Origin of the sequence: Pseudoalteromonas sp. SG43-3, assembly GCF_014164385.1 — a bacterium.
Taxonomy (GTDB): Bacteria; Pseudomonadota; Gammaproteobacteria; order Enterobacterales; family Alteromonadaceae; genus Pseudoalteromonas; species Pseudoalteromonas distincta.
Window position 1 is genome coordinate 314,561 of record NZ_JACJFC010000002.1, and the last position, 21,028, is coordinate 335,588.

The following is a 21,028-nucleotide window of genomic DNA, read 5'->3' on the forward strand; positions in this document are numbered from 1 at the left end:
CTTTTTTCCTTTTAATTTTAATTATCCCTTAAACGATAACTTAGTAGGGTTAGATTTTAATTTGTTATCTTGTACAGATAAGAAGCTATTAGCGCCTAACTGACACTCATTTTTTGAAAGTTTAGCGGCACCTAAATTTTGAAAATTTGACTCAATGACCAAGCGAAAGTTAATAGCATTTCCTACATAGTCTTTTGTTATTTGATTAGCTATTTCGAAAAGCGGACCTTTGGGCAAAAGTTGTTTTGCTTTATCTGGATCATCTGATTTTATGTGGATTTCGATATTAGAAGATACGTCCCATACTTTATTTCCAATCATGGTATCAACACCTAAACGGGCGTGCTGGCCTTCATATAATGCCTGGCTGGCTAAACGGGTTTGTTCTTGCTCTTTTAACTCGTGCCATTGGCCAACCATTTGTTTGATTGATACATCACAACCTAGGTATGACGAAAGTACATTTTTTAAATCAAATGCATTTCTAATTTTACGGCTATATAAACCTGAAAAATGCAGTTGGTGCTCGTTATAGCCACCACTTAATAAACCGAGTATTTGTGTGTATGGGTCTTTGTTTTTTTCTTTATTAACGTGATTAAGTGAAGGCTTATATTTTTTCCAAGCGCGGTAATACAGTGAGACTAAACGATGATTAAACATGTCGTAAAAGTCACGCATGGTTGTATCTTTATAGCGTAAACGCTGCATCACAAGTTCACTATAAAACTGGGGTAAAGCGCCTGAACAACCCGTCAGCCCCATAAAAGAAACCTGCATAGTTACTTTATGCATACCGTCTTCAAAACCAGTTTCTTCTAATTTGGTAATTGCATTACCTGGATAACCAAACTTTTGGGTAGCTGTAAACTTAATCAACTCTTGCTTTGGATTACTGTCGTAACCGACATGTCGATAATCTAAGCCACGCTTTTTTAGCTGATTTTCAATTATGAAAACAGCTTTGTAAAAGTCAATTTGAGAAGCTTGTGAGATTATTTGCTTTATCATAATAACGGACAGTCACCCACTCTTGCAGGCCATTGATAATAAATTTGTTCTTGCTCTTTAAGCCTTAAACTTAAACGCGTGTAGCTATTTATTGCTGCAAATTGAGCAAAAAAGTGATCAAGTATTGATGCAAAGAAGAACATGCCGCTGCCAGAAAAATCATCGTTAGCAAATGTAATTTCAATTTCGCTGCCTGTTGCAAAGCTTACTTTACCTTTTTGAATCACACGGGCAGTTGAAGGCTCTATTACCACTCTATAAATATTATCTATCATGCCTTTAGTTTGTGGTGATGCTCTAAAATCGTATAAACGCAAAACTTCTTTAAGCTTATTACATGCGTCTTCACCACTAAAGGTATCAAGCGTTAAATGATTAACTAACTGCCACCGTGTTGCATCAGCTAATACAGGTCTCACTGCATGAGTAAATGGCGTTAAACATCTAATTTTTTTAATTACATCGCCGCGCTCAGGCATTAATAAACCAAGTTCGTCATCACCAAATGGCATGCTTGCTGGTAGGTTGCGATTACTACAATTTGCGCGCACAGTAAGTACAGAGTTTCCGTCACCATATTCCATCGCACTATTTTCAAAAGTAGCATCAACTAACGATAAAAATGTTTCGGTTCCTGACTCTACATAACCGCCAGCCCAAGAAGCAGTTTCTCGACGAATATGCCAAAACAAATCATCATGTCCATGATATTTAGGATGTGTTTGACCATAAAAAGGCGAAACAATTTGTTTATTGCCTTTATGATCAAATGCAATAACTTCTGATATACCAATTACTTCTGATATTTCCGAGTCCATATAACGCGGTGTTAACTGATATTCATATTCACTGATCTCAGGTCGTATTGGCTCAAGCTCTTGTTCAAATAAGTTTATTATTGGTGTACAGCCTAATAAGAACATATCTTTATCTACTTGCTTTTCAAGCTCAGTAGATTCAGTATCTAGGTAAATATAAATACTACATTTATTAGATTGCTTAGGCAGTGATGAAAGAATGCCTTCAAGCTCAAAAAACCTAAACTTCTCAGGAAAAGTAAAATTTTCGACGAGCAAACGATATCCTGCAGATGAGCGCTGCGAATAAGGAACCACAGCCTCGTTAGAATCAAAGCCCACTGCTTTTAATTGGTTTTTTGACAGATATCTAATACCTTCATCGCCATTGTCTATAGCAATACCAATACTATGTTTGAACAGTAGTTCGTAAACTTTAAGTGTATGATGCCATTGGCCATTGATAAAAATCCGTAATTTTTCAAGGCCAGTTTCTGCAAGCGAAACCCCTTTATACTCACCTGTTAATTCTATTTTGAAAATAGATTTTGCTTTTTCTTGCCAGCGAGGCTTCGGCGCTACAAATGGGCTATTATCAAATTGCACATTTGTTATTTCAACAGGCCAAAGGTAGGTTTCATAACACGTTTGAAATTTACATTGCTTCATTGAGTCAACGTTAGTTTCTACTTCACTTGCCTTTGGTATAACCACCCCTGCCGTAGATAAGTTCTCAGCTTCGAGCTTAACAACTGACATTGATGGGATTGGCGCTTGGTAATCTGGTAGCATTTGCCCTAGCAAAGCATCCGTTAACTCCGGGAAACTATCGTCGAGCTTTTGCCTAATATTGGCAGTTAAAAATGCAAAAGATTCTATTAATCTTGAGACATGAGGGTCTTCAATATGATCTTCACTTAACTTTAAACGCCCTGCAACTTTTGGATATTTTTCAGCAAAGTCTTTACCTAAATGACGCACAAATGCTAATTCACGATTGTAATACTTCAATAACTCATCGTTCATAATGATGCCTCAATAATTTTCATACCCAAGTTCACGGGCTCTACTTCTGAATCAAAACTAATAAACTCTGGCTCAGGGTCGGCGTATAAAAGCGCATTTATTCTTAAATTTAATACTCTGTTTAAAGGTACTTCTTCATCTGTAAACACTTCTACTTCAAGAAACCGTGGCTCAAACTTTAAAATTGTATTTCTGACGGTTTCGCACAGTAATGCGCGCCCTTCGTGAGAGCTTACAGACATACTCGAAAAGTCAGGTAAACCATAAGACAAACATGAAGTAGCCAGCTCGGTGTATTGAGTTGGCCATGTATGCCATTGAATTCGAGCATTTAGCAAAGCTTCAATATCTCTGCGCACGTTTTTTCTAAGCTCACTAATAGTGATGCCTTCGGTACGTGATGGCGCATCCTGGAAGTCGGGCTCATCGTCAATGAGCCTATCTATAATGGATGCTTGAAGCTGCTGTTTATGCTCTATCATGGTTGCTTAAGCTTAAATTATGCTGTTTCAAGTGAGCTTATTTTTAAATTTGGGATGGTGATAGCCTCATCATCAACAAACAGCATTTTCATGCCCTTACCGATAATAAATTCATCTTTTAACTCAACCCAGTCAGACACTTGACCTAGCTTTTCAAGCTCCGATTCAGAGTTAATATAAACAAGTGGTAAATGAGCTGTACCTGATGGACCATCTTTAATTGTAATTTCAACACGTAACCAAATACTTTCTAATAAAGATTCTACTGGCTCCATTTTTAACGATTCAATTTCGTTAAAGTTTGCTAGATAAAACTCACCATTAGTACCTAAAACCTCTAGGTACGGGTTTAAGCAATCATCAAGATCTCTTGTTGATGCCTCGTCTGTGCTAACTCTTAAAGACTCCATCTCTTGAGCTAACTGAGCTGCTTCGTCAGTTGAGCCTTCTAACAGAGCAACATGCATTTTCAAAAATAGTGTGTCTAACTCATTCGCATCATGAAATAACTTAGGAATGCCTTTACCTTGATAAAAATCTACACGAGATTGCTGAGCACGAATTAAGTGCCTTAAATTTACTGCACCTACTGCAAATTCTGGATTTTTTTGTACCATGAAATCTAGCTGTTTATCGGCTTTTTCAAGTTCACCATTTATGCAAAGTAATTCGGCGTAAATACTCCTGATATCAAAGTTTAATGGCTCATCTTGAAGCTCTGTAGCACAACAAGATAATGCATCAGTAAGTTTCCCCTCGCGAATTAAGCTATGTATTTTTTTCATGACTATTCCTTTATTTTATGATGAGGACTGAGCTCTGTAATTAATTTAATACTGGAGATCATCTGATCTAATTGAAAATGTGGCTGTAATTGTAAAACAGAAAAGTAATGCCCTGGATTGGCTTTATTTTCACTGACTTTTATTCTGGCATTACTTAACGGGTACTTACTTCTTATATGCTCGGAGGAGGAATCTGAAGCCGTTGTATAATTATTTATCCACGCTTGTAGGTCTCGCTCACAAGCTTGTGCCGTGTTATAAGAGCCGACACGGTCTCGAGCTAATAGCTTTAAATAGTGAGCAAAACGAGATACACACAAAATATATTGCAGCATTGAAGATAAGCGCGCATTAATATTAGCGGCGCTTGATTCATAGTTTTTGGTTTTTTGAACCGATGCATTACTATAAAAAACAATGTGTTCTGTATTAGTCACTGATGATGCTGGAATAAAGCCAAGTTCAGAAAATTGCTTTTCAAATTTGCTTGTTACTAATAAGTTTAGCGGTGGCTTTGCTTCTTTTTGATAAGTGTCGTTTGCAAAACTGTCTCTCGCAAGCCCTGTAACCAGACCCTTTGAAATTTTACCCGGCTCAATACCGCGAATGTGCCCAAACCAGCCACTATCGCAATATGCTCTTATTAAGGTAGATACAAATTGATATGCTGCATTGCCCCAAAGCATATCGCTTTCAGGGTCTTTAATTTGTTCTTTAAAGTAAAAATCTTGATGACGTTTTCCATCATTGCTATATGGCGGTCTAACTAATACATGAGGAAGCGTAAGCCCAATAAAACGAGATTCTTCCATCGCTCGAAAGCTCTGCCATTTAGCGTATTCGGGTTGTTCAAACTGGTCAAATAAGTCTGCGTAATAGCCTAAATCAGAAAAGTTATCTGCACCAAATAAGTTAGGAGAAGCTGAGCAAATAAATGGAGAGAAAGCAGCGGCAGCGGTTCTAGATATTTCTTTTATTGTGTCTATGTCATTATAAATTGTGCCTGCTGAGCACATGTTACTAATTTCATAATCACCCACTACTACACCAAATGGCTCGCCACCTGCGCTATCAAACTCACTTTGATAAAGTAGTTGAAAAAATAGGCTTTGGTCAAAATCAATAGCTTTGTTTACATCTTTAGAGAGTGTTGCCCAATCGCAGTTCAATACTTTTATTTTTACTTTATTTTCTTTGTCGTATTGTTCGCTTTGAAGTATCAGCCACCAAAGATTACGCCAACTGGCTTCTAACTTTTGAAATCTATCATTATGAATTATGAGGTTTAATTGTTCTGAAATGAGTTGATCGAGTTCAACAATTACGCGCTGTAAATAAGGACCAAGTGATTCTTTAGTCCAAGATATAGGTGAATCTGAAGAGCCTTCAAGCCATAACAACAAGGCTTTATCTGGGTTTTTTTCGTTTAAAAACCTATCGAGTAAAGCCTCATTATCACTTATTCTAGACTGCGCTTTTTGTACAAAAGCGAAGTCTTGATTTATAAATGAAAACTCTTCGTGATTCATTCTACTGCATTATCCTTAACGCTAAAGATCAGTTAATTAACCGATCTCTGGAATTTTAGCTACAAGGCGTAAAGAAGAAGTAAGCTCTTCCATTTGTAGCCAAGGTCGTAACCATGCAACTGCATTATATGCACCTGGTTGACCTGGAATTTCCTTAACTGATACTTTTGCATCTGCTAGAGGATAACGTGCTCTGATATCTTGACCACCACCCTCAGTCGCATTTACATACGAAAGGATCCAGCGGTTTAACCAAGACTCAACGTCTTCAGCTTCCATAAAGCTACCAATTTTATCACGCGCCATTACTTTTAGGTAATGAGCAAAGCGAGACGTTGCCATAAGGTAAGGTAGACGTGCAGATATTGCCGCATTAGCTGTGGCATCTGGAGTTGAATAAATTTGTGGTTTTTGACAGCTTTGTCCACCAAAAAATACTGCATAATCTGTATTTTTGTAATGACAAAGAGGCAAGAAACCTAACTTGCTTAATTCAGCTTCACGACGATCTGTAATGCCAATTTCAGTTGGGCATTTAAGATCTGGATCGCCATCATCACTTGTGAAGATATGCGTAGGAAGACCTTCTACTTTACCGCCGCCTTCAGCACCACGTATTGCAGTACAGAAACCGTATTGAGCAAATGCTTTGGTCATATTTGTTGCCATAGCGTAGGCTGCATTACTCCAACAGTAATCACTGTTATCAGTACTTACTGAACGGCCATCTTTTGGTTCAACTTCAAACTCTTCATAGTTAAATTCTTCAACTGGTTTAGAAGCCGCACCATAAGGTAGGCGAGATAAGAAACGAGGCATAGTTAATGAAACAAAACGCGAATCATCGCTGTCTCTGAATGAACGCCACTTAGTGTACTCTAGAGATTCAAATACTTTTTCTAAATCACGTGGTTTGGTTAGCTCTTCCCAGTTATCAAAACCAAATAATGATGGCGATGAAGCTGAAATAAATGGACAGAAACCAGCGGCTGCAACATTAGACATTAGGCTTAATGTTTCAACATCTTCAGGGTGGTTAGTAAACTCAAAGTCACCAACGATAGTACCGTATGGTTCGCCACCTGGAGTACCAAACTCAGACTCATAGATTTTTTTGAATGTTTGGCTTTGGTCAAACTCAACAGCTTTGCTCAAATCTTTATGAAGTTCTTTTTTCTTCATATTTAGCATACGAATTTTAAGTGTAGAGCTTGTCTCAGAATTCATTACTAAATGGTGCAATCCACGCCAAGAGCCTTCTAACTTTTGAAACTCTTCGCTGTGCATTACTACACTTAGCTGTTTTGAGATCTTTTGATCGATTAATTGAATTGCTTCATTAAACGTCACTGTCATGTTTTTGTTCCACTGAACAGTCCCTTTTAAGGCTTCTTCTGTCAGTGTTTTAAGTAACTCTTCTGCACGGCTTGCATCGGTTTGCTTAGTTGCGCCAATAGCTTGCTCTAATAGTGAAGACGTTGCTTCTGAGGTAGACTCTAATTCAGTACTTAGTTGCTCTGTACTCATTTTTCAGTCTCCTCTATTTTAAGCTCTTTTGCGATTGTATCTAAGCTTGCTGTGTTGCTTAGTACTTCTTCAAGCACGTTTTCTAATTCTTCAGAGCGGTCAATCTTAGTCATTAAATCGCGTAACTTGTTACGTGTTTCCATTAATTTACGTAATGGCTCAACCTGATTTACAACAGCTGCTGGTTCAAAGTCATCAATCGATTTAAAGTTAAGTTTTACTTCAAATTCAGAACCATCATCATTAAGCGTATTATCAACTAATAATTTTAGTGAAGGGCTCATGCGCTTTAAAACGTCATTAAAGTTTTCACGATCTATTTGCACAAATCGTCTATCTTTAAGTGGTTTTAATGCTTCTGTGTTATCACCAGAGAAGTCGCCCATAACACCAACAACAAATGGTAATTCTTTTTTTACTGCAGTGCCTTCAGTTTCCACATCATAAGTGATGTGTACGCGAGGCTTACGAACTCGTTTTAATTTATCATGGATACTCATAGAGAACTCCTTTTACTTATGTTTCAGTTTCGCTGATTTTAATGCCAGACAACTTAAAGTACCCAGTTCTAGCATCACTATCTGTAATTAATTCATTTAATAATTCAGGCAGCGACAATTCGCTCCATCGAATTACTTGTTCTATGGTGTACGACATAGGTGAGTGCGGCTCTGTTTTTCTAAAAAAAGTAGCGATTTCTTTGAGTTTATTAATCGCACTTTCTCTTGAGTTAATTTCGTGATTAACTTTTACAACTTGCTCTGTAACACTTTGACCGTCGTCGTCTTCACTTTGAACCACTTCTTGCACTTCGTTTAATGCAGCTTTTGCCTTATCAGCAGCTTCAAGCTTATCTGCAGCAACATGCTCAACAGCAGCAAGACTAACTGCTAATGCTTGTTTTATATTTGATGTTGGCTGTGGCTGTCCAGTTACTCTATCCAATACTTCGCTTAATAAAGCAAATTGCTCAATCGCGTTTTCAATGTCTTGTTTTAAAGTAACAAAGAATTCAGTACTTGTTTCTGCAGCACTTCTTTCAATGAGCTCATAGTCAACAGCACCTAAATTAAGCTTTTTCTCTCTTTTCTCATCTGTTAAACGAGAAATATCATAGCCTTGCTGATATTCCCAAAAAGAATATGACTCCATACTGGCGCTATCGGTCAGATAGATACTTTTTATCGGGATTATTAATGTACCTTCGCCTGCTGAACCATTAAGGCCAACCAATGCAGATACTTTGTCTGACACTTCATCATCGTCATCGAGTGACGGGTATAATTCATCAAAATAATTGTCGAGCAAGTTATGAGCAACTTTAAAACCAAAAGCTAAGCCTTTGAAGCCATGAATTCGACAAAGTGCTTCAATAAACCAAGCTAAATATTCGATATCTTTGCTTTGTGTTTTTATTGCTTTGCTACATTGCTCTAATAAAGGAAGCCAATCTCTTGCTAGTGAGGAAATACCTTCTTCATCCACTAATGCATTTCTTTCTGCTGCGCGAAGCTGGTTTCTTAAATCTTTTAAGGCGTAATAAGTCGACGTAGGCGAGACATCTGAGCGAGGATCAATACCTGCAACCTCGGTGTCTGAAATAGGGGAAATATACTCTTCAAATAAAAACATTCCGTCGTCCTAATAATTATCCATAAAACTCCAATAAAGCGGAGCGGATTTCATATTACATTCTTTATAATAAATTACAAGCCTAGTTACAATTGAGTTTAAACCTTAATTATTGCCTTTATATAAACAATTAAAATTTAATATACTTATTAATTAATAGATGTAATTAAAGTAAAAACTCAAATATAAAATACAAACCAAATTTTTTAACTTAAAATCGTTATTTAGAAAAAAGCGGGATAGTAGCTTCATCTTGAATGTTGAATGTTTCTGATTTATGACCAGCGTATCCTTCATCGTACTTAATTAAGATACAGGTCACATTATCTCTTGCACCTCTAACTAATGATGAATGCATAAGCGCCATACCAGAATCAATAATGCTACTAGGCTCTAGCGATAAACATATGTCCTCATCAGACAACTCTCCGGTGAGCCCATCTGAACAAAGTAAAAATATATCGCCCGTTTTTACTTCATTTTGAATAACGTCTACTTTTACATCCGCAGTTACACCCACAGCTCTTGTGATTACATTTGATAATGGATGTGTCTTGGCTTCTTCTACTGAAATAATACCTTCATCAATTAAATCGTTTACTTGACTGTGATCTCTCGATATCTGCTTAAGTTGACCATCTCGAAGCATATAAGCTCGGCTATCACCAACCCACAAAACATAGTACTTATTATTTTTAAGAAATAAGGCAGTAACTGTACTTCCTGCGGTTTTGCTACCTAAATATTGGGCACTATATTCGTTTAATTGCCTATTCGCATCTTCAATGGCTTCAACTATGTGAGATACTTCAAGCTTCTCAAGTGGTAGCTCTTCAACTTTTGCTCTTATTACATCTACAACAAGCTGACTGGCAACTTCACCTGCTTCGTGACCTCCCATCCCATCTGCGACAACCCATAAGTTATGGTTATTTATCTCTACATGCGCATCTTCGTTAAGCTGCCTCACAGCGCCTCGGTGGGTAATTGCATAACTTGTACTAAACTTGCTAATCACTATTTTTTACCTGTGTAAAGTTCCATTCCCAGTGTTTCCACCTTCCATCTAACATTGCTGCAACTTGATTTACCGCAGGCAAGCCAGGCGTTATGAGTACCATAGGTTTTATATTATAAGAGCCATGTGTCCACCAAACGCTGTAATCACCGTGTTTTTTTAACAAAAGAGCATGCATTGCATCTTGGAGGGCTTGACTTGATAACTCATCACCTGAGAACTCAAATGCTTCTGCACTTTTATTTTTATCTACAGAATTTAAAAAACTAACCTGCTTTTTAACTCCTGCTATAGAGCTTAGAGACTTAGCAACCTCTTTACGCCAAGAAAATAAATCAACCGAACTATCAAGCACTTTTAGTACAGTGTCTTCATACTCTAAAGAAAACACACCTGAGTTTAAAACATCAATAGGTGCAAATTCTAATGTGCTAGCAACTGTGAAGGGATAGTGCCTACCTACTGCGTCCATACTCGGTAATAGAGTCCCCATAACGCCTTTGTCACCAACAATGTTTGGCGATAATGCAAAGTGCCATACTGGTCCAATTAAGTAATTATCTTGCCATACTTCACCTAGCTGTTCTTTACTCACTGCAATGGCTGCTTGCAGCCACTGCTCCCAATGCTCTGAAAATTCTTTCGAAACGCTATCTTGTACAAAATCACCTAAACTAGGTACCTTGCCAAGATAACCAATATTTATAATCGGGTCGGACATGAAAACTTCTCTACACTTTTATTCCAAAATGGATGCCTGATTGATTTAGGCAATAACTCGACTTTCGCATTGTTTCCCATGAGTGAAAAATGTAACTCTAAGTCTTCACGTGTTTTTGATCTTTTAGCACTTAACTCGTCTAACATGCGATATAGCGACCATTCACCTTGGTAAGTTGTATTTATAGAACGACCACCATTTGGAGGAGTAAATACAACTCGTGTTTTACTCTGGCCACTTGCTCCAGGCCATACAAAATTTGTTACCCTAAGTGGACCATGCCTGTAAGTCATTGACTGACCATCAATTTCCAGCATAAAGCTAGAGATGGTACGGTCTAATTCTAATGGTTTTAAGCCAAACTCAATTCTTGGTGTTGCACTTCCGCCATCAAAAAAGACTGTTTGAATTTGATTTGCCAGTTCAAACATCGCTAATGTATCTCGGCTAATACCTATATCTTTTTCAAATTTCCATGGCGTTGAACTCATATCTACACTTGGCGCAATATAGTTGGTGAAAAAGCTATCAATTGTTCCACCTGGGCCGAAAAATCGAGTGAAATCTTTCATATTCACTTCTTTATCTGCGTATGGAGAAAACGGATAACGGCCAACAATTGCAGCGTTATATTCGCGTAGCACCTTACTTTTCCACATCTCGTTTAAATGTCTGTTGGCACTATTTTTAGTTATGTTACTAGTATCTCTACTTATATCTAACAGCCAACTATTAAACGGGTAAGGTAAATCTCGACTTTGAAACTCAAGCTGACGAATAAAGCTAGGCTTACTTTTACCGCTAATTTGGTCTTTAATTGACGACTTTAACTGATCGCCTCTATCAAGTTTGGTTAAGTAAACGTTTAACTCTCTTAGGTTTTTCTGAATATTATCTAATTGTTGAGCATCAATTTTTATTACATCTTCAAAGGCTTCTTCAACTTGGTGACCCGGTAATTTAATATCAAATTTAGGGGCTTCGTCAGGTAAAAATCGCTTGATACGATTAGCTTTGGTTTGCATAGCTATTTCAGCAGCATTTGCTGCAACTTTACCTGCAGCCTTTTGGTTATCAGATACTGGTAATTTAGTTAGCTGCACATTTTTTTGTACTGCAGTGATAATATTTTTAATAGGCGCTTCAGAGCCTGCTAAGGCATCAGTAATATTAACTCCCTCAGCCGGAGAGCTATATTGATTCAGGCTCAGATCATCAATAAATGATTGCCAATAATAGATATAATCTTGAAAGTATCGCTGCTCTAGTTTCTTCTCAATCTCATCTTTAGAAATATCGTAAGTGCCCGTTGCCTCTTCACCATACACCCAGCTACTTGCCATTAAATTGCCAAGCATTTTACTTTTCTCAACATTAAAAATGCCGTGAAAACCATTAAATGTATATAAGCCAGGGATACTTCGCGTAAGCTCACCGTCATTTCTAAAAGTAAATTTTTGCGCACTTTCAAAACTAATAATGTCTGTAAGCCTAAATGGCGGAATACTACTATCTAGGAAGTCGGCTTGTAATCTTTGATATGCTCGCTCAGCAATTGGTAGCTTAGTTAGCTCAGCTCGCGCAACACGCACTGCTTGATTATCAATTTCAATTTGGCTTACACCATTTTCAAGTAATGTAGCTACATGCTCCATCAGCTCTACTCTGGTTTGCATATTTTTATCGCCTGGTAAGTTACGCTCTAAATAAGCGTTAAACCAAACCGTTATATCTTCACTTTCAAAGTATTCAGGCTGAAACAACATGAGGTAACACTTCAGTGTTTCGTATAAATAACTTAAGTGCTCAGGATGAGCTTCCATTTCTTTAATTAAGGTACTTGCAATAAACGGTTCTAAATACGTTTGTAATGAACGGTCGTAGGCTTGTGTAGAAGCCATTTTTATTTCATTTAGTTTATCAAACCCAATTGATTTAGACTCTTGTGTATTAACAAGTTCAGGGTTGCTTGCAGGTAAGTTTCTAAGAGCCTTTAATCTATCGTTTAGTACTAGTAAGTTATTACGGTCAAATGAGGCTGTATCAAGCTCTTGGTACGTTGCAATCGCATCTTCAGTCTCTGAAATTAAGTTACTATTCCAAGCAAAACTAAAGTACCACGATGTTGAAAAACCAAGTAAAGCTATGCATGCAAGCGTTATGCTACCAACACGAAGCCATTTATTTTGCTTGTCATGATGTTTGTTAGTACTTGCTAAGTTTTGCTCTGGAAAAATTACACCTTCTAATACATTCTTTATAAAAAAGCTTTTAGATTGGTTAATGTATCCAGATTCGCCTGCGTTTGCTTCGTTTAAAAAACTAGATGGCGTACCTTCTTGCGTTGCACTTGTGAGGTAAACACCACGAAACATTGGTAGTTCTTCGTATGCATTAGGAGTGAATATTTCTTTTAAAAAAGCATCTCCTACACCTTGTAAAACACGAAGCTGCCTAGGGAATTCAAATATCTTAGCGCGAATTTCTTCGTTTCTTTCATTAATTAATCTACGATTTAACATTTCAGTTAATTTAGAAATTAATGAGTGAAATTCTTTGTTGAAAGCATCTACTTGTGTGTCTTTATCTAAATCAAGTTCAAAGGTTACGCCCCAAACCTGCTCACACTCTTCTTCTGTTAATTCGCCAAAAAACTCTCTAAAACCTTCAATTAAATCAACTTTAGAAAAAATAACGTAAACAGGAAAGGTCATACCTAATTGGCTTTGCAGCTCTTGTAAGCGCTGTTTGATAGCGCGAGCATGTAGGTTTCTCTCAGTTTTGGTCTGGCTCATAAGCTCAGAAATACCCATACTGATCATTACACCATTAATAGGCCTAAGTGGACGGTACTTACGAAGTAATCCTAAAAAGCCTTCCCATGCACGTGAATCATGCTTTGCATGGCTGCTTTGCGTTGTGTAGCGCCCAGCTGTATCAATTAAAACTGCTTTATTGGTAAACCACCAATCACAATTACGAGTACCGCCAACACCATGAACCAAGTCAACACCTAGCTTGTCTTTTAGCGGGTAATCAAGTCCTGAGTTATGAATAACGGTAGTTTTACCAGCCCCTGGTGGGCCTATCATTATGTACCATGGCAACTGGTAAATATTTTTACCTTTGAACAGCTTTACGTCTTTTAAAAGATCGATAGCTTCGTTCATTCGCGTTTTAAGCGTAGTAATTTCTTCATTTACTTCAGAGCTATTTGTATCGTTATTACTATCAATTAACTCATCAGCCATTTTTTCGTCTCGTTTGCTTTGTTGCACAAGACGATAAATTTTAGACACAGAGAAAACCAATAAAACCAATATAATAGTAAACAGTCTTGCTGCAATACTTTGTAGTGGTACATAGTCAGCTATCGCGATTAATGGGCCGCCAAACCAAATTAATAATGATAAAGCTAAAAAGCCGATAATTAGCATTGCCGTACGAGATGTAAGTGCGTAGGTCACTTTTTTTATTTTTTGTGAAAAACTCATTTCAGCCTCTTAAAATAATAAATCGATTTCAATTCGTCGGTTTAATGACCGAGAAGCTGAATCTGAATTACTGGCAATAGGCTCTGCTGCGCCCTTACCTTCGGGCCATAAACGCCCACTGAGGTTTGTACTTTTAGCCATAGAGTTTGCAACTTGAGTTGCGCGCGCTAAAGAAAGGTGCCAATTAGAAGGGTACTTATCAGTTCTAATTGGTGTGTCATCTGTATGGCCGGTTATTAAAATACGTCCTTTAGTTCCTTCAAGGCTTAACGCTAGTTTTTCTAAAATAGGCTGAAATGAAGGTAATAATTTAGAGTCACCTTGATTAAAAAGGCTCTCACTATTAATAGAGATTCTGATCCTATCGATATTTTTCTTTATCGTCACAATCCCCATTTGAATCTCAGTTTGTAATAGCTGCTCTAGTACAAGTAACTGCTGATCTTTTTTATCTACTGCTTGGTCTTCAGCTACAGGATGAATGATAGCAAGCTTGTCACTAACAGCCATAACATCATCATTTAGCTTCATATTTATAAATAAATAAACGGTAAGTAAAAGTAAGCCTAAAACAGAAAAAATAACCCACAATGGCACCTGATTTCTTAATTCTACGCCAGCGGCTACTCTTTGTTTCCAGTTAGGAGAAAGCTTATTATTGATTGGCCCATCTAATTGATTTAATAAGTGGTACATTTGTGAGCGGTATTCTTCTACTTTATTGTCACCCACAGTATCTAGTCTGTACTTACCTTTAAAACCTAAATTTAAACAGTGGTATTGCAGCTCTAAAAAGGCTTTGTGTTGCTCAGGCTGGGCCAATGCATTATCAAGTAAAGTATAAAAGTACTCACCGCCAAAAGTTTCTTTATGAAATGTCGAAAGCAAGCTTTCGTCAGCCCATTCCATAGAACTCCATTTAGAGTTTAAAACTGATTCATCTAAAATTGCACATAAACAATAACGAGAGTTTTTGATTACATCTTTTGATAAATTTTGATTACGTAGTTCGACTTCAAAACGTTTGATAGCCTCTACACATCGATGCTTTAACGCAGCTAAGTTAGTCATCTCAACTGATTTTCTAATTGAAATAACCAAAGAGAAACAGTCTGTTGCGGCTTCCATTAATGGGTTTCTAAATATAGAAACCTTTGCATTACTAGGAATACTACTTGCAACAGGCTCAACAGACATGACTGTTTTGTCTGGATCATTATCTACTTGAGGATTATTTGAGGCATCACGCCCTAATCGACCAGGACGTGGTTTTATAATGGTTTCGTCCATTGAAACTCTTCCTTTTAAAAGTTAAGTTCTTATTGCCCACAGGCTTAGTTGTAACTCGGGGTAATTTCCTGACAAGTGAATAGCAATACCACCACTTGAATGAAGTTTTGCCCAATGCTCGCCATGTTTATTTAATTCAAAATAATGAAAACCTGCATGGTAAGGAATTTGACGCGGTGCCGTTGGTAAGTTACTGATTGTAATACCTGGGATTTGATTATTTACTAAATCTCGGATTGTCTCAACACTACCAATTTTAATTTGAGAAGGTAATATCTTACGAAGCTCCTCGTGAGGAACACTGGCTTTAATAGCCAATACAAATTGACCTGAGCTAAGTACTGATTTGTCTTTGAGCGCACCAAAAGAAATACCAAACTTGCTTTGCTCTAACTTTATTTCCGTAGCAGTTTGCTCAATTACATGACTTAAAGATTGGTATAAAAAGTTTATTACTTCACTAAATACCGGGCCTAAGTTTTTATGATCGTACTTAGGTAATTTAGGCACTCTTTTGTTTACTGTACTAAAAGTAGATAACTCACCAGCAAGCTCTATTAGGCGAGTATAAAGAACGCTTGGATGAAGATTATTAACTGATAATAAGTTTTCAAAAACAGCGTCATACTTGTTTAATGTTTGCAGCATAATAAAATCAGCTACAGAGGTACTTCCCGCATAACCTTGGCACAATCTAACAGCAATACTCTCTGAGCGCTGCTTGATCATTGAGCCAATCTCTCTCACTAAACCAAGTAATGGCTTACACTGACCGACTTTTAACGATGCTGGTATATACTTTGGATCGAGCTTAATTTGACCTTCACTGCTAACTTCAACAATGCGTGCAAGTGGCAATAATATATAGCCTGCATGGTCGTCTGATGACAATACTAGCTTACTAAATACCTTAGCTACTTGAATAATTTCTTGAGCTTGTGCACCTAAAGAGTCATCACTTACAGATAAGTCGTTTAGTTTATAACGCGTAACAATATCCTCATCTAAAGATGAAATATTAATACCACTGGCTTTTAGTGCAGGAACCGCTAAATAAATTATTTCATCATAAACATCTTTGCCCACCACTAAAGGCTCAGGCAAAGAGGTAGATTGAGGCATATCGATAGGTAGCAAATCAGGGGTAATAGCTGACAATGACTCAATAGCAAATTGGCCTGAGCTTAATAGCTGAGTATCGATACTTATATCAAGTATGCCCCAAGGATCTGCTAAATTCCCATTACAAATTTGCTTAATTAAATGCGAAAAATGCTTATCTGACTGCTGAAAGTGTTGCGGCCTTAAGAACATTCCTTCGGTCCAGGCAACACGAGTGTTATCACTCATTGTACAAATCCTTTTTTACTGCTCTCTCATGTATGTAGCAATTGCTTCAACATTTACATCTATATCGTCATAGCCAGTTGGGTCAACTTCGATTACAGCTCTCCATCGTGCTTGATCGATATTTCTGTACGCGACAACAACACCAACATATCGTGTATTGCGGTTTAAGCTCATTTTATATTCTTGAACAGAGTTTGGCTGTAATTCTAATTCATCTTTTTTTAATAAGTCTGGGCCTAATAGTTTTTCAGGTGTTTCATACAGGCTAAAGAAATCCTGAGTATCAAAAATTGTTCTCGAGCTAAGCTCAAAAATTTTCATTACTACCGGTGAAGGTCTATCTGACGTGTCTGGATTTACATTTTTAGACACATTAATTTTTAGATCCGTAGAAGGAGGCACAAACTTATTAACAGTTGAACAACCCATGGCTAAAAACAGTAAACTGAAACTCATTAAAAAGAGCTTAAATTTGTTCATTATCTACTTTCCTTTCTAGAACGATTCTTTAATTCTATCGTTGTATGCTTTTAAGAAATCATCTGACAACGCCATAGCTCCCTTACTATTTACATCATGAGATAACTCATCATATAAATTTTTGTATAGCTTCCAGCACTTAGCCTCTGTTTGACCAGGGATGATTTTTAATACGTTAGAATTATCATTTATTTGTTGATTTATATGTTGGGGAGAAACTTGCTCTAACATCCCTTTTAATACGCCGTCAGCTCCTGCTAATAAAGCATGTTCATGTCTTCGCGTATCAACAAAGCTTTCTTTGATTGATTCTTGAGACGACAGGAAGCTTGCACTATTTCTGATGAATAAATTCTGAATAACGTCATCAATATCTGCCGAAAACTTAATTGGGTTATTTTGTTGAGTTTGAAACATCGTTTGGTTTAAACGCAATTGGTTTTTTACAAGCGCTCTTTGGCGAAGAGACTCCATCAACTCGGTCAGTAATAGATTTAACCCTTGGCCCATTTCAAACCAAAGTTCTTGTGAGTTTAATGAGTTTTGTAACTCAGCTTTAACCCCCAGTCCGTTTAAAAAGGCATCAGTTAAAGCGGTATCTTCACTAAGCGATGTTGGATTTTTTTGCACTACTGGTTTATGAAGAGGTTTTACTGCTTGAGGTTTAGTTACAGGCGTATCTAGTACTGGTGTATTAACTGAAGTTTGCTGCTCAACAGTTGGTTTTTGTTGTGGTTTACTTACAACGGGTGCTTGTTGAGTTACAGCTTCTGGGTTCATTAAGTGAGCAAGCTCATCCCAGTTTTCCGGTATTTGGTTAGCTGAATTAAGGTCACTGGCCTGAGTCATAGAAACTGCAGGCATAGACTCATCCATTATTGATTCATTAAAGTACTGTTCTGGCTCAGAAAAATGCTCCGTAGGATGCTGATAAGAGCTTTCTGGCTCTTTGCTAATACTAGCTGCAGCGCTTAAATTACCATAATCGGTGTCAGCTGTTTTTTCATTAGTAGCTAATTTTACCTCTATCTGAAAATCACCCACAGTGATCGTATCACTATTTGACAAGCGTTGTTTATTGCCTTGACCTAATGGAGCTACACCAAAATTTACAAAAGTACCATTTGTAGATGTATCGTAAACATAAAAAGAGTCGCCCTCTTTAACTATGCGTCCGTGCTTACTAGAAATGATTTTTTCAGGATCAGGAAAATGCCAATCACATGCTTCTGAACGGCCAAATATTAGAGAGTCTTTTACTGTTTTAGTTGCTTCAATTTCTGGAGAGAGTCTATGATAACTAGTGATGTTTAGTATCAGTTCCATTTGATAAGTTAGTCCCATAAATCTACATTCTCATTAGGATAAAGTAGAAGAGAAACTATTGTCAACATTGAAATTAATATATAAAAATATACTCAACCATACAAAAGCTCAAATTTAAATAAATTAAATTAAACAAAACCTCTATAAAAAAGCCCTTTCAAAGCTTACAAAAGATATTTTGTATGTTCCCATTTAAAAAATTGCTATTTAATAATTAGCATTACATTTTATTCATTTTAAGCCCCTAGAAGTGTTATAAAACAATGCCTGTAGGCTTACACTGTTTATAAAAATAAACAGTAAATAAACGATATTTCAATAATTAATATAAAAGCCCTTAATTTTTTAAAGTTTTGTACGAAAGTTCTGCTTTAGAAACATTGCTAAGTTGGCTAATTTTTGTAAAAATACAACGCTTATCAAAGGGAGAATTGATAAAAATAAAAAACTCACCTTTGCGATTATTTTAATATACACAATAAAAGGATTTATAATGAGCGGTGTCAACAGTTCTAATGATAAAACGCAGATAGCTTCGCTTGACTCAAATCTTCGCACGTCAAAAGCAATAAATAAATTAAACCTTATTGGTAAAAAAGTTTCGGATCGCTACTTAGTTGAAGAACTTATTGGCCAAGGTGGCATGTGTTACATTTACCGAGCCAGAGATTTATTTTTAGAAAGTGCGAGTCGTCCTGAAGTTTTCGTAGCGATTAAAGTATTATTAGAAGAGTTTTCTCATTCTGAAGAAGCTATTTCACTTCTTAAGGATGAAACAACTAAAACACAACAGCTCTCCCATCCAAATATTGTAAAAGTATATTCTGCAGGTTCTGATAACGGTTTACATTACGTAACCATGGAATTAGTAGAAGGCGAAACGCTAGAGCAAATAATTAAACGCAACAAACCCTCTGGAATGGTTTTCAAAAAAGCGAGCGTGATTCTTAATCAACTTGCCGATGCTTTAATTTATGCCCATTCTCGTGGCGTCATTCATAACGATTTAAAGCCATCGAATATAATCTTCGATTCAAATGGTAGCCTCAAGGTACTTGACTTTGGTATTGCTAAACACAAAACCATTGAAGATGCCTATGCAGTTAATAGTGAATCAAGCCTAGGCACTGTAGGTGGTTATACGCCAACCTATGCAAGTCCTGAACAATTAAAAGGTGCTGCAGCATCCGTTAAAGATGACGTTTTTTCTTATGCGTGTATTGCCCTAGAGTTATTAAGTAGCAAACATCCATATAATCGTGTTGCAGCAGACACACTCCCTAAAGATACATCGGCAAAACGTCCTAGTAACTGCCCTTTATGGTTATGGGGCACACTTAATAAAGCAATTTCTTTAGATGCAGCAAAAAGAACTGATTCGTTAAAGCCTGTTTTAGATAAGCTTCAAAGTAACTTTAAACCGGCAATAGCACTTGCAGCCAGTACTGTTGTGTTAGCCCTTTTGGCTGGTCAGTACTATCTATCAAATACAAATAATATAAAGCAGCTTGAAGCAAAATTAGATAATGCAAAAGCAATTAACCAACAAGTAGAAACATGGATGTCTTGGGATGGGCCGGAGATTCTAAACAAGCTTGCAGAAATTCCACCTCAATACGAGGTATTAAAACAGGGATTATTAAGATCTAATCAAGCTAATATTCTACAAAGTTTTGATTACAGAGCGAATCAAATCAATACAAGCGCTAACAAGTTTAAAGACTTTGATGAAACAATTAATGTTTATAGTAAAGCCTTGGAGTATTACCCAGATTCAGAAAAGCTATCGGTACAACTCGAAAGCATTTTAAGAGAGCGTCAATCAATAATCTCAGATATTACTTCTCGTATTGATTTGTTACTTGAGCAATCTCGCTATAGTGAACTGGACAATAATAGTATTCCACAATTAATCAATGATTTAAGTGTAGTCGATAGCACCTACGTTTATCGCCCGTCTGAAGTGCATTTTGATAACTATAAACTTGCCTTAGATAAAGCGATTGAAGAAGATGATGTTATCACGCAAAAATCTTTACTTAATGTTGGTAAAGCTATTTTCACCAATAATCAAAAAAATGAACTTGGCTTTGCAGACCTTCTAAAAAGAGAGTCGGCGATAGATGCTTTAACGCTTTACCAAAAGAAAGTAAACCTAGGTGAACCAGCTGATTTTCCTACTGAAGATGCCGTCGTATTTTACGGTCCTAGATTTGATAGATACACACAAAAACTAGAGACGATTGAAGAGTACAGAGATTTATTAGATTTTGAAGAATTAATCAATACCGAGTCTGCAACATTACCTAAAGACTTTTCATTACTCGTTTCTTTAAAACAAGAATTATCTAGACGTTATATCACTATGGCAAATACGTTAATGAAAAGAAAGATGTACCGTACAGCAGAGCAACTAGTTGAAAGAAGCGAAGCTATTACTCAGTCTCTTGATAATGTAATGCTTTAAAAACTATTTATTGCGAGAGCATCACCAAATAACTAAAAATATATTAAACTAACAAACGTTTTGTTTTAACAAACGAAGGTCAAGGACGACGGG

General features: G+C 36.9%; 16 protein-coding genes. 1 reads left to right on the plus strand and 15 read right to left on the minus strand.

The window, feature by feature from the left end:
* Positions 1-21: 21 nt before the first annotated feature.
* The 15 genes from tssG to tagH all read right to left on the minus strand — a co-directional run bounded on the left by tssG (position 22) and on the right by tagH (position 18,468).
* A complete protein-coding gene (gene tssG / locus H5157_RS03220; RefSeq protein WP_024594572.1) occupies positions 22-1,011 on the minus strand; it encodes a type VI secretion system baseplate subunit TssG in 990 nt (329 codons plus the stop codon).
* A complete protein-coding gene (gene tssF / locus H5157_RS03225; RefSeq protein WP_182711775.1) occupies positions 1,008-2,834 on the minus strand; it encodes a type VI secretion system baseplate subunit TssF in 1,827 nt (608 codons plus the stop codon). Before tssF ends, tssG begins: the two co-directional genes overlap by 4 nt.
* The gene (gene tssE, locus H5157_RS03230) at positions 2,831-3,316 is read right to left on the minus strand and encodes a type VI secretion system baseplate subunit TssE (RefSeq protein ID WP_024594570.1); all 486 of its coding nucleotides are present in this window, start codon (positions 3,314-3,316) and stop codon (positions 2,831-2,833) included. Before tssE ends, tssF begins: the two co-directional genes overlap by 4 nt.
* 17 nt (positions 3,317-3,333) lie before the next feature.
* Positions 3,334-4,101 carry a type VI secretion system accessory protein TagJ gene (locus H5157_RS03235; RefSeq protein ID WP_182711776.1) on the minus strand — a complete coding sequence of 256 codons (768 nt, stop codon included), beginning with the start codon at positions 4,099-4,101 and terminating at the stop codon, positions 3,334-3,336.
* A 2-nt stretch (positions 4,102-4,103) separates the two neighbouring features.
* A complete protein-coding gene (gene tssC / locus H5157_RS03240) occupies positions 4,104-5,630 on the minus strand; it encodes a type VI secretion system contractile sheath large subunit (RefSeq protein WP_182724125.1) in 1,527 nt (508 codons plus the stop codon).
* A 36-nt stretch (positions 5,631-5,666) separates the two neighbouring features.
* Positions 5,667-7,157, minus strand: a complete 1,491-nt coding sequence (tssC, locus tag H5157_RS03245; RefSeq protein ID WP_024594567.1) for a type VI secretion system contractile sheath large subunit — start codon at positions 7,155-7,157, stop codon at positions 5,667-5,669.
* Positions 7,154-7,657, minus strand: a complete 504-nt coding sequence (gene tssB, locus H5157_RS03250) for a type VI secretion system contractile sheath small subunit (protein WP_024594566.1) — start codon at positions 7,655-7,657, stop codon at positions 7,154-7,156. The genes tssC (H5157_RS03245) and tssB overlap by 4 nt, the downstream gene beginning before the upstream one ends.
* A gap of 16 nt (positions 7,658-7,673) precedes the next feature.
* Complete coding sequence (tssA, locus tag H5157_RS03255) at positions 7,674-8,789, minus strand: type VI secretion system protein TssA (RefSeq protein ID WP_154902980.1); 1,116 nt, start codon at positions 8,787-8,789, stop codon at positions 7,674-7,676.
* A 220-nt stretch (positions 8,790-9,009) separates the two neighbouring features.
* A complete protein-coding gene (locus H5157_RS03260; protein WP_024595081.1) occupies positions 9,010-9,807 on the minus strand; it encodes a PP2C family serine/threonine-protein phosphatase in 798 nt (265 codons plus the stop codon).
* Positions 9,800-10,528: a type VI secretion system-associated protein TagF gene (tagF, locus tag H5157_RS03265; protein WP_024595080.1), complete on the minus strand. Its 729-nt coding sequence runs from the start codon at positions 10,526-10,528 to the stop codon at positions 9,800-9,802. Before tagF ends, H5157_RS03260 begins: the two co-directional genes overlap by 8 nt.
* Entirely contained in the window at positions 10,510-14,022 is a 3,513-nt protein-coding gene (tssM, locus tag H5157_RS03270) for a type VI secretion system membrane subunit TssM (protein ID WP_182724126.1), read from the minus strand. The genes tagF and tssM overlap by 19 nt, the downstream gene beginning before the upstream one ends.
* A gap of 9 nt (positions 14,023-14,031) precedes the next feature.
* Positions 14,032-15,312 carry a type VI secretion system protein TssL, long form gene (tssL, locus tag H5157_RS03275; RefSeq protein ID WP_024603626.1) on the minus strand — a complete coding sequence of 427 codons (1,281 nt, stop codon included), beginning with the start codon at positions 15,310-15,312 and terminating at the stop codon, positions 14,032-14,034.
* A 21-nt stretch (positions 15,313-15,333) separates the two neighbouring features.
* The gene (gene tssK, locus H5157_RS03280) at positions 15,334-16,662 is read right to left on the minus strand and encodes a type VI secretion system baseplate subunit TssK (RefSeq protein WP_024595399.1); all 1,329 of its coding nucleotides are present in this window, start codon (positions 16,660-16,662) and stop codon (positions 15,334-15,336) included.
* Positions 16,663-16,677: 15 nt separating this feature from the next.
* Positions 16,678-17,142: a type VI secretion system lipoprotein TssJ gene (gene tssJ / locus H5157_RS03285; RefSeq protein ID WP_182671924.1), complete on the minus strand. Its 465-nt coding sequence runs from the start codon at positions 17,140-17,142 to the stop codon at positions 16,678-16,680.
* A 15-nt stretch (positions 17,143-17,157) separates the two neighbouring features.
* Positions 17,158-18,468, minus strand: a complete 1,311-nt coding sequence (gene tagH, locus H5157_RS03290; protein WP_182724127.1) for a type VI secretion system-associated FHA domain protein TagH — start codon at positions 18,466-18,468, stop codon at positions 17,158-17,160.
* Between the two features lie 493 nt (positions 18,469-18,961).
* On the opposite strand from tagH, the gene H5157_RS03295 reads away from it, so the two are divergent.
* Positions 18,962-20,935: a serine/threonine-protein kinase gene (locus tag H5157_RS03295; RefSeq protein ID WP_024595402.1), complete on the plus strand. Its 1,974-nt coding sequence runs from the start codon at positions 18,962-18,964 to the stop codon at positions 20,933-20,935.
* Positions 20,936-21,028 lie beyond the last annotated feature (93 nt).

Excerpts from the sequence above, each read along its gene's own strand:
- tssC (WP_024594567.1), bottom strand. The coding sequence starts at position 7,157 with ATGAGTACAGAGCAACTAAGTACTGAATTAGAGTCTACCTCAGAAGCA.
- H5157_RS03235 (WP_182711776.1), bottom strand. The coding sequence starts at position 4,101 with ATGAAAAAAATACATAGCTTAATTCGCGAGGGGAAACTTACTGATGCA.
- tssA (WP_154902980.1), bottom strand. The coding sequence starts at position 8,789 with ATGTTTTTATTTGAAGAGTATATTTCCCCTATTTCAGACACCGAGGTT.
- tssM (WP_182724126.1), bottom strand. The coding sequence starts at position 14,022 with ATGAGTTTTTCACAAAAAATAAAAAAAGTGACCTACGCACTTACATCT.
- tssB (WP_024594566.1), bottom strand. The coding sequence starts at position 7,657 with ATGAGTATCCATGATAAATTAAAACGAGTTCGTAAGCCTCGCGTACAC.
- tssF (WP_182711775.1), bottom strand. The coding sequence starts at position 2,834 with ATGAACGATGAGTTATTGAAGTATTACAATCGTGAATTAGCATTTGTG.
- tagH (WP_182724127.1), bottom strand. The coding sequence starts at position 18,468 with ATGGAACTGATACTAAACATCACTAGTTATCATAGACTCTCTCCAGAA.
- tagF (WP_024595080.1), bottom strand. The coding sequence starts at position 10,528 with ATGTCCGACCCGATTATAAATATTGGTTATCTTGGCAAGGTACCTAGT.
- tssL (WP_024603626.1), bottom strand. The coding sequence starts at position 15,312 with ATGGACGAAACCATTATAAAACCACGTCCTGGTCGATTAGGGCGTGAT.
- tssK (WP_024595399.1), bottom strand. The coding sequence starts at position 16,662 with ATGAGTGATAACACTCGTGTTGCCTGGACCGAAGGAATGTTCTTAAGG.
- tssE (WP_024594570.1), bottom strand. The coding sequence starts at position 3,316 with ATGATAGAGCATAAACAGCAGCTTCAAGCATCCATTATAGATAGGCTC.
- tssC (WP_182724125.1), bottom strand. The coding sequence starts at position 5,630 with ATGAATCACGAAGAGTTTTCATTTATAAATCAAGACTTCGCTTTTGTA.
- tssG (WP_024594572.1), bottom strand. The coding sequence starts at position 1,011 with ATGATAAAGCAAATAATCTCACAAGCTTCTCAAATTGACTTTTACAAA.
- tssJ (WP_182671924.1), bottom strand. The coding sequence starts at position 17,142 with ATGAACAAATTTAAGCTCTTTTTAATGAGTTTCAGTTTACTGTTTTTA.
- H5157_RS03295 (WP_024595402.1), top strand. The coding sequence starts at position 18,962 with ATGAGCGGTGTCAACAGTTCTAATGATAAAACGCAGATAGCTTCGCTT.